This is a genomic window from Nocardia sp. NPDC087230 (genome assembly GCF_044744725.1).
Classification (GTDB): domain Bacteria; phylum Actinomycetota; class Actinomycetes; order Mycobacteriales; family Mycobacteriaceae; genus Nocardia; species Nocardia canadensis.
The window spans coordinates 60,160-74,223 of record NZ_JBIUYV010000002.1 but is presented as its reverse complement, the minus strand read 5'-3'; the positions used below and the strand labels follow the sequence as shown (position 1 = coordinate 74,223).

General features: G+C 69.5%; 16 protein-coding genes. 15 read left to right on the top strand and 1 reads right to left on the bottom strand.

What is annotated here, in order from left to right; all coding sequences use genetic code 11:
• Positions 1-19: 19 nt before the first annotated feature.
• The 14 genes from ACIO52_RS06715 to ACIO52_RS06650 all read left to right on the top strand — a co-directional run bounded on the left by ACIO52_RS06715 (position 20) and on the right by ACIO52_RS06650 (position 10,542).
• Positions 20-769 carry a toxin-antitoxin system YwqK family antitoxin gene (locus ACIO52_RS06715; protein ID WP_218717545.1) on the top strand — a complete coding sequence of 250 codons (750 nt, stop codon included), beginning with the start codon at positions 20-22 and terminating at the stop codon, positions 767-769.
• A 15-nt stretch (positions 770-784) separates the two neighbouring features.
• Complete coding sequence (locus ACIO52_RS06710) at positions 785-1,984, top strand: hypothetical protein (RefSeq protein WP_218717546.1); 1,200 nt, start codon at positions 785-787, stop codon at positions 1,982-1,984.
• A 97-nt stretch (positions 1,985-2,081) separates the two neighbouring features.
• Positions 2,082-2,558 (top strand): YbaB/EbfC family nucleoid-associated protein, encoded by a 477-nt coding sequence (locus ACIO52_RS06705; RefSeq protein WP_218717547.1) that lies wholly within the window; start codon positions 2,082-2,084, stop codon positions 2,556-2,558.
• A 175-nt stretch (positions 2,559-2,733) separates the two neighbouring features.
• Positions 2,734-4,482: a hypothetical protein gene (locus ACIO52_RS06700; RefSeq protein WP_402642267.1), complete on the top strand. Its 1,749-nt coding sequence runs from the start codon at positions 2,734-2,736 to the stop codon at positions 4,480-4,482.
• Complete coding sequence (locus ACIO52_RS06695; RefSeq protein WP_218717549.1) at positions 4,479-5,261, top strand: ESX secretion-associated protein EspG; 783 nt, start codon at positions 4,479-4,481, stop codon at positions 5,259-5,261. Before ACIO52_RS06700 ends, ACIO52_RS06695 begins: the two co-directional genes overlap by 4 nt.
• Before the next feature lie 20 nt (positions 5,262-5,281).
• A complete protein-coding gene (locus tag ACIO52_RS06690; RefSeq protein WP_218717550.1) occupies positions 5,282-5,614 on the top strand; it encodes a hypothetical protein in 333 nt (110 codons plus the stop codon).
• Between the two features lie 24 nt (positions 5,615-5,638).
• On the top strand, positions 5,639-5,935 hold the full coding sequence (locus ACIO52_RS06685; protein ID WP_218717551.1) for a YbaB/EbfC family nucleoid-associated protein: 297 nt from the start codon (positions 5,639-5,641) through the stop codon (positions 5,933-5,935).
• Between the two features lie 100 nt (positions 5,936-6,035).
• On the top strand, positions 6,036-6,347 hold the full coding sequence (locus ACIO52_RS06680) for a type VII secretion target (protein WP_218717552.1): 312 nt from the start codon (positions 6,036-6,038) through the stop codon (positions 6,345-6,347).
• A 2-nt stretch (positions 6,348-6,349) separates the two neighbouring features.
• Complete coding sequence (locus ACIO52_RS06675) at positions 6,350-7,711, top strand: hypothetical protein (RefSeq protein WP_316573546.1); 1,362 nt, start codon at positions 6,350-6,352, stop codon at positions 7,709-7,711.
• A gap of 28 nt (positions 7,712-7,739) precedes the next feature.
• Entirely contained in the window at positions 7,740-8,051 is a 312-nt protein-coding gene (locus ACIO52_RS06670) for a PE family protein (protein ID WP_218717554.1), read from the top strand.
• Positions 8,052-8,066: 15 nt separating this feature from the next.
• Positions 8,067-9,056, top strand: a complete 990-nt coding sequence (locus tag ACIO52_RS06665; RefSeq protein WP_316573547.1) for a PPE domain-containing protein — start codon at positions 8,067-8,069, stop codon at positions 9,054-9,056.
• A complete protein-coding gene (locus ACIO52_RS06660; protein ID WP_316573548.1) occupies positions 9,053-9,844 on the top strand; it encodes an ESX secretion-associated protein EspG in 792 nt (263 codons plus the stop codon). Before ACIO52_RS06665 ends, ACIO52_RS06660 begins: the two co-directional genes overlap by 4 nt.
• 42 nt (positions 9,845-9,886) lie before the next feature.
• Positions 9,887-10,216, top strand: coding sequence for a WXG100 family type VII secretion target (locus ACIO52_RS06655; protein ID WP_218717557.1), 330 nt, complete (start codon positions 9,887-9,889; stop codon positions 10,214-10,216).
• A 32-nt stretch (positions 10,217-10,248) separates the two neighbouring features.
• Entirely contained in the window at positions 10,249-10,542 is a 294-nt protein-coding gene (locus ACIO52_RS06650) for a WXG100 family type VII secretion target (RefSeq protein WP_255587458.1), read from the top strand.
• A gap of 103 nt (positions 10,543-10,645) precedes the next feature.
• Here the strand turns inward: ACIO52_RS06650 and eccE are convergent, their stop codons facing one another.
• Complete coding sequence (gene eccE / locus ACIO52_RS06645; protein ID WP_402642258.1) at positions 10,646-12,385, bottom strand: type VII secretion protein EccE; 1,740 nt, start codon at positions 12,383-12,385, stop codon at positions 10,646-10,648.
• Positions 12,386-12,502: 117 nt separating this feature from the next.
• Here eccE and eccB point away from each other — a divergent pair, with 117 nt between their 5' ends.
• Complete coding sequence (gene eccB, locus ACIO52_RS06640) at positions 12,503-14,011, top strand: type VII secretion protein EccB (RefSeq protein ID WP_316573550.1); 1,509 nt, start codon at positions 12,503-12,505, stop codon at positions 14,009-14,011.
• The last annotated feature ends 53 nt before the right edge of the window (positions 14,012-14,064 follow it).

Below are 14,064 nucleotides of genomic sequence, written 5' to 3'. Positions count from 1 at the left end.
ATCGGAGAGGTTTCCCCAGGTGAGTGACGATCCGATCGAATGGAACGATCCGGACGTGGAGATCGATGCGGCGACCGGCAGGTTGTCGTATCGCGGTGAGCCGTACACCGGCGCGGTGACCCACACCCGCCCCGACGGCACCTGGCGCGAGTACTGGAGCTACGACCAGGGCGAGCGCGACGGCGACTGGTCGGGCTGGTACCCCGACGGCACGATGCGCTACAACGGCGAGTTCTACCGCAATCGGCCGGTCGGCACCTGGCAGGAGTGGTACCCCGGCGGCGCCCGCCGCCTCGAAGACGTCTACGACATCGAAGGCGTCCTGCAGACCCACTCGGTCTGGGACGAGGCGGGCGCGCTCATCGAATTCGCCGACGAGCGCACCCGCAAGGGCATCGCCGCCGACGCGGTGTCGTCCGACGACCCCGAATTGCGCTGGGACGAGACGGAAAACCGGATGTACTACGGCGGCGTGCCGTTCACCGGCCAGGAATTCCGCCGCCCGGCGCCGAGCGCCCCCATCACCGATCTGGCCACCTACGCCGACGGCTACCGCGACGGGCCGACTCGCGGCTGGTACCTCGACGGCACCCCCCGCTACACCAGCGAATACGCCGATCGGCACGAGGTGGGCCACTGGGTCGAATGGTTCCCCACCGGAGACCGCAAGGAAGAGACCGTCTTCGACGACGACGGCGCGCTGCTCACCCGCACCCGTTGGGACGAGGCGGGTGCGGTGATCGCGCGGTACGGCGAAGACCGGGACTAGACGAAGGAGTGCGCAGTGGCTGACGAGCTGGCCGGTGATCCCGATGTCGGATTCACCCTCACCACGGTGGTGACCGACGACGGCGGGATTCCGGAGCGCGCCGCCGCACTGAGTCATCGGATCGCGAAAACCGTGGCGGCGCTGGGACCGCCGGGCTGGACCACGGTCGAGGCGTCGTTCGCGATGACGGCGGCGGCCGAGGTGTCGATGATCGTCTTCCACGACGAGCAGGGGCGCTTCGCCCGGGTCTTCCCGAGTCCGGAACTGCTGGAGTCGTTGCGCGAGCACCGGCACATCTCCGCCTCGATGGGCGACGGTCCGTGGTGGCGCTACCTGCTCACCCTCACCAACGCCGGCCGGATGGAGGTCGACTACGACTACGGCGACGAGCCGTTCCCGGACGATCAGCTGTTCCCGCCGACGGTGTACCGCACCGACATCGAGATCTATCCGCGCGATCGCCTGCCGATCTGGCTGGCCGCCTACATCCACCATGGCAATCGGCAGGTGCGCGGCCCGGTGGCCGCGGCCGAGCAGGCGCGCGCGGATATCGCGGCGGGCCGGGGCGCGGCAGGCTCGGCGCCGGACGTGGAGTTCCCCGCGCTCGAGCCGATGGCACGCCGATGGGCGCTGATCGCCGCGGCTTTCGTCGCGGTCGGCTCCAAGTGGGGGCCGCGGGTGACACCGGCGTTCCATGTCTTCGAGGGTTCCAAGTTCAGCGGTTCCACCCTGTGCCTGCTGCCCGGCGACCGCGCCGTGCTCTCCGGCGGGGTGTGGAACGCACCGGAACTCGACGCCGTCTACAACAAAGACCTGCCGATGCCGGACTTCTACCTGGGTGCCCCCGACTGGGTCGCGGCGCCGGTGATCAACCGGCGGGCCGAGAACGGCCTGCTCACCTTCTGCTACTGGTGGGAGGGGGGCCGCTGGTACCGGGGTGCCTCCGCGGGGGCCGACGCGCTCGCCGCCGCGGTGCCGGGGATGTGGGATACCAGAACCGTTGTCGAGGTGCTGACCGGACTGCTCGGCGAGAAGGCGTCGCAGGCGCAGAAGGATGCCGTGCTCGGTCTGGTCGAGTCCGCCGAGCGGGCGGCCGTGGCCAGGGAGTCCTTCACACGGGTTTTTCCCGCCGACGCCTATCACGTCGACGCCGCCTGGTTCGAGCTGAATCTCGCCGGTTTGCTCGGCACGCATTCCGTGGGCCTGGCGCGGTGAGCTGAGCGCTGGTGCTGTTGCGCGGGCGTGGTGGGTGTGGTGTGCTCGCTCACCGAAGAGCCGCTCGGGACGGCTCGGAAGTCGGAGGGAATCGAGTATGACCAACGAACACGCCAAGGCGCAGATGGCGGACATCCTCGAGACGGTGCAGAAGCAGATGCAGGCGATCGCGCAGGTGCAGCAGGACCGCGCGAAGATCATCGCCAGCGCCACCGTGCGCAAGCGGGTGACCGTCACGGTCAACGCCGACTACAAGGTGATCGAAACGAAGTTCACCCCCGACATCGACGATCTCACCTACACCGAGATCGCCAAGGCCGTCACCGAGGCCGCCCAGCAGGCCGCGACCGAGGTCGCGCGCAAGACCCAGGAGATGATGGCGCCGATTCAGCGGGAACGCGCTCGGCTCCCGAAGATCACCGAATTGGTCGACGACATGGATGGATTCGCCATCCCGCAGCCCGTGGAGGCGTCGCTGGAACCGCCCAACTCGCCTGAGCGGGAACGGCTCTCAGCTGACGAGCCGGACGGCGCGCGGGATCGCTCGCGGACCGCCACCGACGCGAGCTGGTGAGATCGGCGGCGGCGGATGGTCGAGCCATCGCCACCAGCGGGATCGGCGCTGTACATGCGGAATTCACCTGTCGGACCGTAGAATCGTTAGCAAGCCGTGCGAATCGGCGGTGTCGTGGTAGCGGTGCCAGGCGGGGCGCGAGGCGGCACCGGTACGGACAGGGAGGGTCGACTTCATGACGGGACCATCGGCGCAGGATCAGTGGGCGGGGCTGCGTTCGGCAGCCTCGGACGGATCGCTGATGCTCGAGCCGTCGGCGCTGCCGAACCTGGTCGAAGCCGCCAACAACGCGCGGTACTGGGTCAATTCCGTCAAATCCGCCGCGGACGGTGTCGCGAACCTGCCCGATTTCTCCTCGCTGGAGTCGGGTAAGCAACTGTCGAAGCAGTTCGAGGGCAAGGCCGGTCAGCTGAAGACCGTGCTCGGCAAACACGAGACCGTTCTCGACAATGTCGCCAACACCTTCCTCGACGCGGCCCGGCACTACAAGGGCGCCGAGGACGGAAGCAAAGTCGATCTGGAATCGCTGCGCACCAAGATCGAACAGGGCCGCAGCGCCAGTACGAAATTGGTGCTGCCGCCCACCGTCGTCCAATATCCGGCGGTCGCGACGGCGGTGAACCTGCCGAAGATCCTGGCCGACGGCAAGACGTTCGATCCGGCGGGCATGAAGGCCGAGACCCCCAACTACAACTACAACGAACTGCAGGCGATCATGTCGTCGCTGTCGACGGTGCCCGGCAGTCTGGCCCACACCGCGTTGTTCTGGGGTGATCTGGCGGATCTGCTCAAAACAGGTTTCGACGATCTGAACGCCAAAGTCGAAGCGAGCAAGAAGAGCTGGACCAGTCCGGGCGGCGCCACCCGCGCCATGGCGGCGATGTCGGCCTATCACGAGGCCAACGGCTTGCTGGTCGAGCAGACCAAACAGGTGGCCGCGGCGCTCGACTACACCGTCGGCTGGATCAACGCCACCTCCAAGGGGCTGGCGACGGCGCTCATGCTGCCCCGCTGCTACTCCGACCCGAACGGTACCCAGGCCCAGGCGGACAAGGAGACCTGCGCCAAGAACGGCCGTCAGGTCATGTGGAACACCTATGTCCCCGGGCTCAACAGCACGACCAGCCATATCCCCACGCTGCCCGAGCCGACCGCGCCGACCACGGGCGACGGGACCGGGAACGGCAATGGGAACGGCAACGGCAGCGGAAGTGGAAGTGGAAGCGGGTCCGGCTCGGGTTCGGGCTCCGGCTCGGGTTCCAGCTCGAAATCCGGGGAATCCCTGGCGGCCTTCGATCGGGCGCTCGCCGAGTTGCAGGGACAGAAGTCGGGCAGCGACACCGGTGGCAAGGACAGCACGGGGGGTCAGAACGGGTCCGGCGGCCAGAACGGTGGCAGCGGATCGAGTGGTTCGTCCGGTGCCGATCAGCTGACCTCGGCGCTGCAGTCCGGTCTCGAGCAAGCGAGCTCGGCCGCGCAATCCGCGCTGGAACAGGCGTCCTCGGCCGCCGAACAGAGTTCCCTGGCGGGGATTCCGGGCTCCGCGGCGCTCAGTTCGCTACAGGATCAGGCCAAGAAGGCGCTCAGCGCCGCGAGTAAGGGCGGGGGCGGCGGCGGTGGTTCGGGCGCCGGCGGCGGTGGCGCGGGAGCCGCACCGCTGTCGCCGAGCTTGGACAGCGCGTCCAAGCTGTTCCCACGCGCCTCGGCCGTCACGGGGGCCGAGGGCTTCCGCGCGGGCGTGGCGTCCTCGGCCGCCGGTTCGCCGATGGGCGGCATGCCCATGGCGCCGATGGGTGGCGCCGGCGCGGGCGGCCAGGGCCAGCAGAAGGAACACAAGCGGGCCGACTACCTCGACTCGACGGACCACTTGGACGAGGCCATCGGTGACGCGCCGATCGTGGCGAGGCCGGTGGTGGAACAGTGACGCCCACCTGGGAATTCACCGGTGACGAGTTCGACGCGCTGTGGACGGGCATCGAAGAGGAGTACATGCCCGACCCGTTCATCCACACCGGCGCACCGGGCGACGCGGACGAGGCCGAATTCGTGCGCAAGGACGCGTGGGCGCGAATCAGGCGGCGGTGGGGACACGAGCTCGACGAGATCATCGATGTGCTCACGCACCCCGACATCCGGATCGCGGTGCGTGGCTACGGCGGTGGCGAGAAGCTGATCGATCCCGCCTATTCGGTGCGCATGCTCGCGGTGCGCAAGGGCGAACTGGGCTACCTGGTCCGGCAGCGGCCCGGCGAAACCCTCTACCACGCCGAGGGATTCGTCGTCACGCGGCACAGCGCCCTGTCGCTGGGCGAGGTGATCGCCGATCACCTGCCCGAGGCCGAGGCGGGCCGTGGCCGCGACATCCGCCTCGACGAACCGGGCGATGATCAATTCGACCGCACCTATGGTCGCTCGCTGGTGCAGCACTACGACGACGACTCCGCGGTGCAGACACAGACCTTTCAGCAGGCGCCGCTGGATCGTGACGGCTTCATCGACATCGAGCAGGGCTGGTCGCGATTCGGTCCGCGCGGGATACTCCGATTGCGGCTGGGCTGGCGCGATCTGACCGACGACGGTCGCTATGTGATCGTCCCCGGCACGCCGCCGGTGGCCGTCGGTGCCGATCGCCGACGGGTGGTCTCGCTGATCAACAGCCAGATCGCCGAAGTTGTCAGAGCCATCAGGGATGATCGGGCCTAGTGCAGATGGGAGGGGCATCGATGGACGAGTTTCCGACCGAGTTCAGCGCGTCGTCGCTGACGGGGGCGATCACGGTACGGACCACCGAGCAGGGGCTGCCGGTGGGAATCACCGTCGACGCGGATCAGCTGCGCCGCGATCCCGCCGACCTGGCGGCCGAGATCCTGCGGTTGTGCCAGAAGTCGGCCAAGCGGGCCGGACTGGCACGGCGTAATCAGCTGGCGGAGGCCGGGTTCGATCCGGTGCTGCTGGCCGCGACGGGATTGCCGACCGAGGCCGAGGTCGCGGCGGCGGAGATCGTCGAGGAACAGGAGTACGACACCGAGCCGGACAGCTGGCTACGGTCGGTCTAGCGAGCGAGAGGGGAGGACACGGCGATGGTCGAAACCATGGATGAGCTGATCGCGAAGGTGCAGGGCCAGCTCTATCGGCTGCAGGACCTGACCGAGGCGACCAATGGCATCAGGGCGCAGGAAACCTCGCCCGACGGGGCGGTGACGGTGACCGTCGACGGCAGCGGCGCGCTGGTCGGGCTGGAACTCTCCGCGGCGGTCGGCCGATTGTCACCGGCCGATTTCGAGCAGGTCCTGGTGCGGACCGCGCAGGCCGCCGCACACCGTGCGTTCGGTGAGCGCGCCGAGCTGGTGACCGCGTACAACCAAACGGGCATGTGAGATTCAACTGGCTTTAACCGCCGATTTGTGTGGCGCGGGTTTCCGACGGGTAGATAAGGTAACGAAACACCATGGGCTGTTTCGAGATTGGACGATAGCCATGAATCACGTTGCGGTAGTTCCCGATGCAGTTCGTGCGTACGCGGGTGCCTCGGCCACCATGGCGGCGGGGGTCGCCCAGGCGGGCGCGGTCGACCAGGCCGCCACGATGGCCGCCGCGGTGCCCGTGTTCGGCCTGATCGGCCAGGAATTCCTGCTGTCCTTCGCCTACGCGCAGGCCAACCATCTGACCTCGGTGGCGCAGCTCGCCGCGGTGCACGCGGGTACCGCGCTGACCGCCGCGCAGGCTGCTGCGACCTATGAGGGCGCCGACGGTGCGGCCAAGCTGGGCATCGCAGCGGTCGATCAGTAGCCATGACCTATCCCGGGGGAAGCACGGCCGATGCGGCGGCATCGGTCGACCCGACCGTGCTCGAGCTGCTGCGCGGTAGTTCCCTGGCCCCGATGCTGGACCAGCCGGTGAGCCAGGTGCTCAGCTCGATGGGTCTGCCGCAGTTGCCACAGTTGCCGGAGTTCATCCAGCTGCCGGAAATGCCTGCGCTGCCGACGATCGACCTGTCCGCGCTGATGCGGCCGCTCACCGATCTGGCCTCCGCTTTCGGCACCGGCGCGCTCGGCGGCACGAACTCCACGTCCGGCACATCGTCGAATCCCACCGACGCGCTGTCGAATATCACCTCGGTGCTCGAGACAGCGATGTCACTGGGGTCGACCGCGTTGCAGACGGTGATGCAGCTGTGGCAGAGCGCCGCGGCGACCGAGGCGACGAACAAGGCGACCGCGGCGCAGTCCGACGGTGCCAACCTCGCGACGCAGAGCGTGCAGGAGAAGGCGGTGCTCACCCACGCGGCGGGCAACGTCGCCGTGGGTGGTGCCAAGCTGGCCGCGGTGATCGCACGCTATTCGGCCACTGTGGCCCTCGCCCCGCTCTACGCGGCGACGCCGGGCGGGCAGGCGGTGCTGATCGCGGCCACCATGGAGGCCATGGCCGAGGGTCTGGCCATCACGGCCGAGACCAAGGCCGAGATGGTGGCGCGGAGCGGCGAGATGGCGCAGGCGGGCGAGAAGGTCCCGGTGACCAATGCGCCGTCCGGTGTCGACGCGAGCAGCGAGTCGCTGAGTCAGCTGATGAGCCTGATCAGCCCGTTGATCAGCACGGCGAGCACCGCGGTGTCGTCGCTGGGTTCGCTGGCCGAGCAGGTGAGTTCGCTGTCGACGAGCACCACCGGCACGACCGAAGACGCGGCGACCACCGGCGCCGAGATCGCCGATGCCGACACCGAGACGGCCGAGGGCCTGTCCGGCGCCGGCGGCGGAGGCGGCGCGATCGGTGGCATCGGCGCGGTCGGAGGCGCGGCGGCGGCATCGTCGCCGTTGAGTCCCTGGCAGGGCGGTCGCGGTGGCGGGCTGTCCACTGTGGGCGCCACCGGTGCGATCGGCGGCACGGGCGCGGGCTCCGGTGGCGCGAGCACGACCACCGCATCGGCGAGCGGCTCGGCACCGGGCTATATGCCGATGGGCGCCGGCGCGGGCGCGGGCATGCCGATGGCACGCGCGATCGATGGTGGCGGCAACGAGGCCGTGCACTCGCAGCTGGTGACCGGCAATCACGGCGACGAAGTCGTCGGCCAGATCGCGGGGGTGGCGACCCCGGTGGTCGGTGCCGCCGAACCGGTGACCACCGAAGCGCCGCCGGACAAAGAACTCTCACTGTGACGCGGCACGACCACGACAGGAGTGGCAGATGAGTAACACCTTCGAATTCGATTCGGCCGCGGCGAGCAAAGCCGCGGCAGCACTGGACGGCATCGCCGACCGGCTCACCACCGAGCTGTCCGCGGTCGCCCCGACCCTGCGGGTGGTGCCCGCGGGCGCGGACGAGGTGTCCACGCGCGCCGCGACCACCGCCAGCGGTGTCGCCGACGACTACCTGACCGGTGCCGAGGCCGGCGCGCACGAGATGAACAAGCTCGCCGCCACCCTGCGGGCCCAGGTCTCCGAGTTCGATCAGATGGAAACCGACAACACCACCGGCTTCAACGGGCCTGCGGCGTAAAGGCATCCATCACCGATGATCGAACCACCGCAGCCCGGCTTCACCGGAGTGGTGTGGGAGGCGCGTGAGCCGCACAAGCTCGCCACCGACCTCACCACCGGTGCCGGACCGATGCCGATGGCCGACGCGGCCGCCGCCTGGACGCGGCTGGCCGCGGCCTTCGGCGCGGCCGTGCTCGACTACGAGCAGGTGCTGCAGACCCTGCGTGGCTCCTGGAAGTCGGGGAGCAGCGAGCAGGTGTGGGAACGGATCTCGACTCTGCGGGAGTGGCTGATCGACACCGCGGCCGCCGCGACCGCCAATGCCGCACGGCTGCAAGCTCAGGTCCTCGCCTACGAGGTGGCCGCGCTGGCGATGCCGAACACCGCCGACATCGCGGCCATCACCGCGATGCAGCAGGCGCTGGAACAGGTCGGCACCGCGCTGGGCGCGCCGATCAAGGCCATCGCGGCCCAGACCGACACCGAGGCGGACGTGGCGAAAGCCGTCGCCTCCCGGGTGATGCGCAGCTACGAGGCGGCCAGCGAACCGCTGGCGACGCCCTGGTTGCACGCGCCGCCGCCGCCGATCGCACCGGAATCCGCACTGGCGGGCGAACAGTCGGCGAAGGCGGGAACTCCCGGGGCGCCGGGCGCCGCGGCGGTGCCGGGGCTCGGCGCACTCGGCCTCGGTGCCTTGCCGCCGATGCCCGCTCCGGTGCAAACCGCTTATCGCGCACCAGTTTTCGTGCAGTCCGCCGCGGCGGCTACCACCACCCCCCAGCCGACGCCGGTCGCCACTCCGACCGGACAGGCCGCGCCGGTTGTGCCCGGCGCGATGGGCGCGGGCGCGGGTGGACAGGACTCGGCGTCCCGCTTCCCGCGCGCCGGCCTCGCGTACGAGGAATCGGACCAGCTGGTCGCCGAAGGCGAAATCCAGGCTGCCCCCGCTGTGCTCGGCGTCGCCGAACGCCCCGCGCCCCCGACCGGGAGCGCGTCCACGGCGACCACGGAGGGACGGCCATGACCACCCTCACCAATGATTCGTTGCTGGCCGTCGCCGATCGGCTCGGTGTCCAGACCCTGCCTCTCGTCCTGGCGGTCGGTCCGCAGCAGGACAGCTTCGACGCCTGGCGCGCCGCCAGGGATGCCGCGGTCGCCGAGCTCACGGCTACCGGTGTCTTCGACGGCTACGGTGACGTCGAGCCCGACCTGGCGGACGCGCTGCACACCCTCGCCCAGCCCGATGCCGAACTCGTGGCCCGCAGCTACGGCGACGGCGACCGGCGCCGAATCTGCTTGGCCCGCCGTGGCGCGAGCCACGCCAGCGCGGTCCGGGTCGGCGCCGGTTTCGAGATCGGCACCTGTGCGATCGACGGTTCCGACCGCGAACTGGCCCGCCTGCTGCTCGCCGCGCTACCGCAGTGCGCGCCCGCGGAGGTGGCAGGCGTGAGCGTCGCGGCCGATGATCTGGCGGCGCGCTTGGACGCCGCGGAGACAACTTCCCAGTACGTGGACGCGATGTACGCGCTCGGCATCGACGCGCACCAGGCGACCGTCCTCGGCGCGGCCTTCGGCACCTGCCATGGCTACACCGAGATCGTCGCCGCCGTCCACCATGACGGGCTGACCACCCGAGCCCCTGGCGCGGTCGCGGTGTACGACACCGCGCGCGGCCGGATCGTCGTCGCGCCGATGACGGCGCCCGACGGGCAGGTGTGGTCGACCATAACGCCGGGCACCGACCATCGCCTCACCCAGGCCGTCGGTGCGCTCCTCGAGGGGCTTCCCGGTGGGGGGTGGCGGCCCGACTAAGCCATCTCTCGTTTCAACCATCAAGTAGGAAAGGTTCGGCACATGCCCCCTCAGGGACCAGTAGGTGTAGAAGCCGGCGGCGTAGACGGCGTCGTCTCCAAGCTCGAAGGCACGATCAACAACCTGCGTACGTCGGTCGGTCAGATCGACGACGCGGCCCAGGCCGTGCTCCGCGGCTGGAAGGGTGACGCCTCCGACGAGTTCGTGAAGGTCGCCCAGGCCTGGCACGACGAGGCCGATGCTCTGAACAAGAAGTTCGACCGGCTCACCGAGGCCGTCAACACCGGTAAGTCCACCCTCGTGAACATGGACGGCGCAGGCCTGTCCGGCGGTGGTTCCACCAGCGGTGGCGGCAGCTACACCAACCTCTGACCGCGAATCAGAAACGAACAGGAACTGAGCTCATGACCATTCTTTACGATCCCGCGGCGATGAACGAGCTGTTCAGCGACCTGCAGACCTACGGCGGGAAGATGAAGGGCGAGATCGACGAACTCGAGGGCGCCGCGACGGACTTCCGGGCGAACCTCCAGGGTGACAACGCGATCTCGAACTTCGACACCGCGCACAAGAACGTCACCACCGAGCTGACCGACACCCTCGACAAGCTCGACAAGCTCGCCGCCCAGGTCGAGTCCGCGCTCAACCGCGCGCTCGAGGCCGACGGCAAGGTCGGCGACGGTTTCGCCGACTTCTGAGCTGGTGGAGCGCTTGCGCGCTCCGGCGCGGTCCCCTGAGGACCCGACGACAAACGGGGCGTGACTCTGCCCGAAGGCACGAGTCACGCCCCGTTCTGCCGATTCAGCGGGCTGCCAGGGATTCTCCGATGTAGTGCATCTCGTCGGGGGTGGTGACCATCGAGACCGTGGCGCTTCCGGTGCTTGTCCGCACGGTGATCCGGTTCGGAGCGTAGGGATCCTGGACGAGAGTGACGTCGGGGGCGATCGCCTCCGGATCCCGCTCGGTGGTGCGGATCTCGACGATGGTGGCGCCACCGAGGTGGCTGGTCGGGGCGATGCCGTCGAAGACCAGCACCGTGGTGGTCGGGTAGGGAGCCGCGGGAACCGGCGGCGGCCCGGGCGGCGTCTGCGGCGTCGCGCCCGCCGCGCGCGGGGCGATCGAGAGCAGCTGTGGGGTCGCGAGGTTGGCGACCATCGACTGCCACGCCTGCGGCCGAGCGGTGTGCACGACGGCATGGGCGCCGAGCGCGGTGGCACGCAGGATGACCTGCTGGGCCAGATCCAGGTTTCCGATCACGTCGACGTGGCGGGTACCCGCGCCGATCAACGGGACCGCGATGCCCTGACCGCGTTCGTCGGCACCGATCAACTGGCCACAGCCGGTGGTCGGCACGGAGATGTCGGTGAGCGCGGTGAGAGTGCCGCGGTAGCCGTCGCGACCACCGAAGTCCTCGGCCGCGCCGATGGGCAACGTGTCCAGCAGGATTCGGCGCTGACTGCCCGGCAGCTCGCGCAGTCCGGCGACCGGCGCCTGCTCGTAAGGGGCCACCGAATCGAACCGGACCACGGCGTTGAGGACGACGGTCCCGGCCTTGTCGTACGCGCGTCCGATGCGCCGGGCGCCGGGATGCAGACGCAGCGTCACCGTGGTCGACAGCGAGGGCAGCGACCAGATCTCGGCCAGCCCGTTGGTGCCGATCATCGGCGCGGTGAGCTGGTAGTGGGTCAGGTGCCTGCCGAATTCGGATTCGAGGCCGTGCGCCGACTCGGTCAGGTGCAGCGGGTCGAAACCGTGGGTCAGCTCGCGTACCGCGCTGTTCATCTCGGTGGCGGTGAGGACCGCGGCGTCGATACCGTGGGTGGCGAGACGATTGGCGACCCGGCGAGTAGCGATGATCATGGTGCGCAGCGCACCGGTCGCGCCCCCGCCACGCTTGTCGACCGCCGCCGCGTTGGCCACCGGGTCCAGCCGCAGCACGAGCCAGCAGGTGCGGTGCGCGATCGCGGGCAGCGGGCCGAGGATCCGGTCGTACAGGTGCGCGGCCGCGCCGGTGCCCGCGGTGCGCGCGCCGGTGGCGATCACGTCGATGCTCACCAGCTCCACGTCGAATTGGTCCAGGCAGCGCGCGACCTCGGTCAGCGGCAGCAGCTGGTCGGCGCTGAGGGTGCCGCGCTGGAGCAGGGTGAGCGAGTCCGGCGGCGGATCGATCCGGAGCATGGTCAGCAGCAGATCGCCGTCCCAGCGCACGCCACAGCCGCCGCCCTCGGGCAGCGGCACATCGAACGCGGGTGCCCGGTCCAGGGTGTCGGTGCGGCCGCGCGCACGGCGCGCGAGCCAGCCGCCGAACCGCACCGCGAGCGTGCGCCGGCGGATCGGGACGAGCCCGATCAGCAGCACGGCCACCGCCCCTCCGATCGCCCCGTAGCCCGAATTCGACGTCGCGAGGACCACCCAGGCCACGATCGCCGCCAGCACCGCGACCGATACACACGCGCGCAGCGGATACATCCGGAACAGCCAGAATTCCGGGTCACGCAGTGTGTCGTAGGCATTGTCGCCGGCGGTTTGCCCGGCGTTCATACTGTTGTTCAAAATCGTTGTCCCTGCTTGGCATCCGTCGAATCATGGTGAAGGACAATTCCGGATTTACGGTACCGTGTCCGACGAGATGGTGATCAACGCAGCAATGGAGTCCCTGTGCCGGCACAGCTGACAACCAAGGCCCAGGTCAACGGTTATCGTTTCCTGCTGCGCAGGCTCGACCACGCGCTGGTCCGCCGCGACGTGCGCATGCTGCACGATCCGATGCGGTCGCAGAGCCGGTCGATGATGGTCGGCGCGGTTCTCGGACTGATCATCGTGGCAGGCGCGGCCATTCTCGGCTTTCTCAAACCGCAGGGCGCGATCGGTGACGCGCTGATCGTCAGCGGTAAGCAGAGCGGCGCCATGTATGTGGTCGTCGAGGCCAAGGAGGGCGAGAAGACGCTCCATCCGGTGCTCAATCTCGCCTCGGCCCGGCTGATCGCCGGCGACGCCCAGACGCCGAAGTCGGTGAAGGACGACAAGCTCGGTTCGATGCCACGCGGTCCGCTGCTCGGCATCCCGGGTGCCCCGGCCGCCATGCCGGGATCCAAGCAGGGCGACAGCTCGAACTGGACGTTGTGCGAGACCACTCAGCTCTCGGCATCCGGGAGCGCGTCCGGTGCCACCGGCGGGCTCACCACCGCCATCGTCGGCAAGCCGGAAACCGGTGACCGGATCGGCGCCGCCGGCGCCGACGACGCGCTGCTGATGCGCCGCGACGACAAGACCTACCTGGTGTACCAGGGCACCAGGGCCGAACTCGACCCGAACAACTCGGTGATCGCGCGCACCCTCGGGCTCACCGGCAAGCAGGTCCGCCCGATCGGCAGCGCGGTCCTCGGCGCGACCACCCAGGCGCCCCCGCTGGCTGTGCCGACCATCGAGCGCGCGGGCGAGCCGGGCCCGGGCAAACTGTCGAATGTGCCGATCGGCGGCATCATCTCGGTGACCGGGGTGCAGGCCGCCGGTCAGGAAACGATGTACGTGGTGCTGGCGGACGGGGTACAGCGGGTCTCGGAATTCACCGCGGACCTGCTGCGCAACGCCGATTCGCGGGGCATGCGGGAGATCGCCGAGCTGGCACCGGACGTGCTCGACCGGATGCCGGTGCTGCACACCCTGCCGGTCGACGGTTTCCCCGAGCGCAAGCCGCGCATCCTGGCGGCCGAGGACGCTCCGGTCGCTTGCGTGCACTGGGCCAAGAACCCGGGCATCGCGACCGCGCAGGGCACCTCGGTGGACGGTCCGGCCGAACGCGCCACGGTGACTCTGCTCGCCGGAACGAAGCTGCCGCTGGCCGCTTCGGCCAAGCCCGTGACCCTCGCGACCGCCGACGGCTCGGGGGACCGGATGGACGCGGTCTACCTGCCGCCGAGCACCGGCGAATTCGTGCAGGTCACCGGGACAGAGCCAGGGAGCCTGCGCCGGGAATCGCTGTTCTACGTGGCCGACAACGGAATTCGCTACGGCATTCCCGACGCGGCCACCGCCGCGGTGCTCGGGCTCGGCGACAAGCCGCGACTCGCGCCGTGGTCGATCATCGGTCAGCTGGTCCCCGGCCCGACGCTATCCGCGAAAGACGCTCTGACCAGCTACGATTCCTTGCCTTCCGCGAGCAAGTAGCGAAGACGGCGGGGGCCCGGTGCGCAGTGCACCGGGCCCCCGCCGTATTCGGG

Coding starts and splice junctions, on each gene's coding strand:
- ACIO52_RS06705 (WP_218717547.1), top strand. CDS start 2,082: ATGACCAACGAACACGCCAAGGCGCAGATGGCGGACATCCTCGAGACG.
- ACIO52_RS06685 (WP_218717551.1), top strand. CDS start 5,639: ATGGTCGAAACCATGGATGAGCTGATCGCGAAGGTGCAGGGCCAGCTC.
- ACIO52_RS06700 (WP_402642267.1), top strand. CDS start 2,734: ATGACGGGACCATCGGCGCAGGATCAGTGGGCGGGGCTGCGTTCGGCA.
- ACIO52_RS06675 (WP_316573546.1), top strand. CDS start 6,350: ATGACCTATCCCGGGGGAAGCACGGCCGATGCGGCGGCATCGGTCGAC.
- ACIO52_RS06650 (WP_255587458.1), top strand. CDS start 10,249: ATGACCATTCTTTACGATCCCGCGGCGATGAACGAGCTGTTCAGCGAC.
- eccE (WP_402642258.1), bottom strand. CDS start 12,385: ATGAACGCCGGGCAAACCGCCGGCGACAATGCCTACGACACACTGCGT.
- ACIO52_RS06690 (WP_218717550.1), top strand. CDS start 5,282: ATGGACGAGTTTCCGACCGAGTTCAGCGCGTCGTCGCTGACGGGGGCG.
- ACIO52_RS06655 (WP_218717557.1), top strand. CDS start 9,887: ATGCCCCCTCAGGGACCAGTAGGTGTAGAAGCCGGCGGCGTAGACGGC.
- ACIO52_RS06660 (WP_316573548.1), top strand. CDS start 9,053: ATGACCACCCTCACCAATGATTCGTTGCTGGCCGTCGCCGATCGGCTC.
- ACIO52_RS06665 (WP_316573547.1), top strand. CDS start 8,067: ATGATCGAACCACCGCAGCCCGGCTTCACCGGAGTGGTGTGGGAGGCG.
- ACIO52_RS06670 (WP_218717554.1), top strand. CDS start 7,740: ATGAGTAACACCTTCGAATTCGATTCGGCCGCGGCGAGCAAAGCCGCG.
- ACIO52_RS06680 (WP_218717552.1), top strand. CDS start 6,036: ATGAATCACGTTGCGGTAGTTCCCGATGCAGTTCGTGCGTACGCGGGT.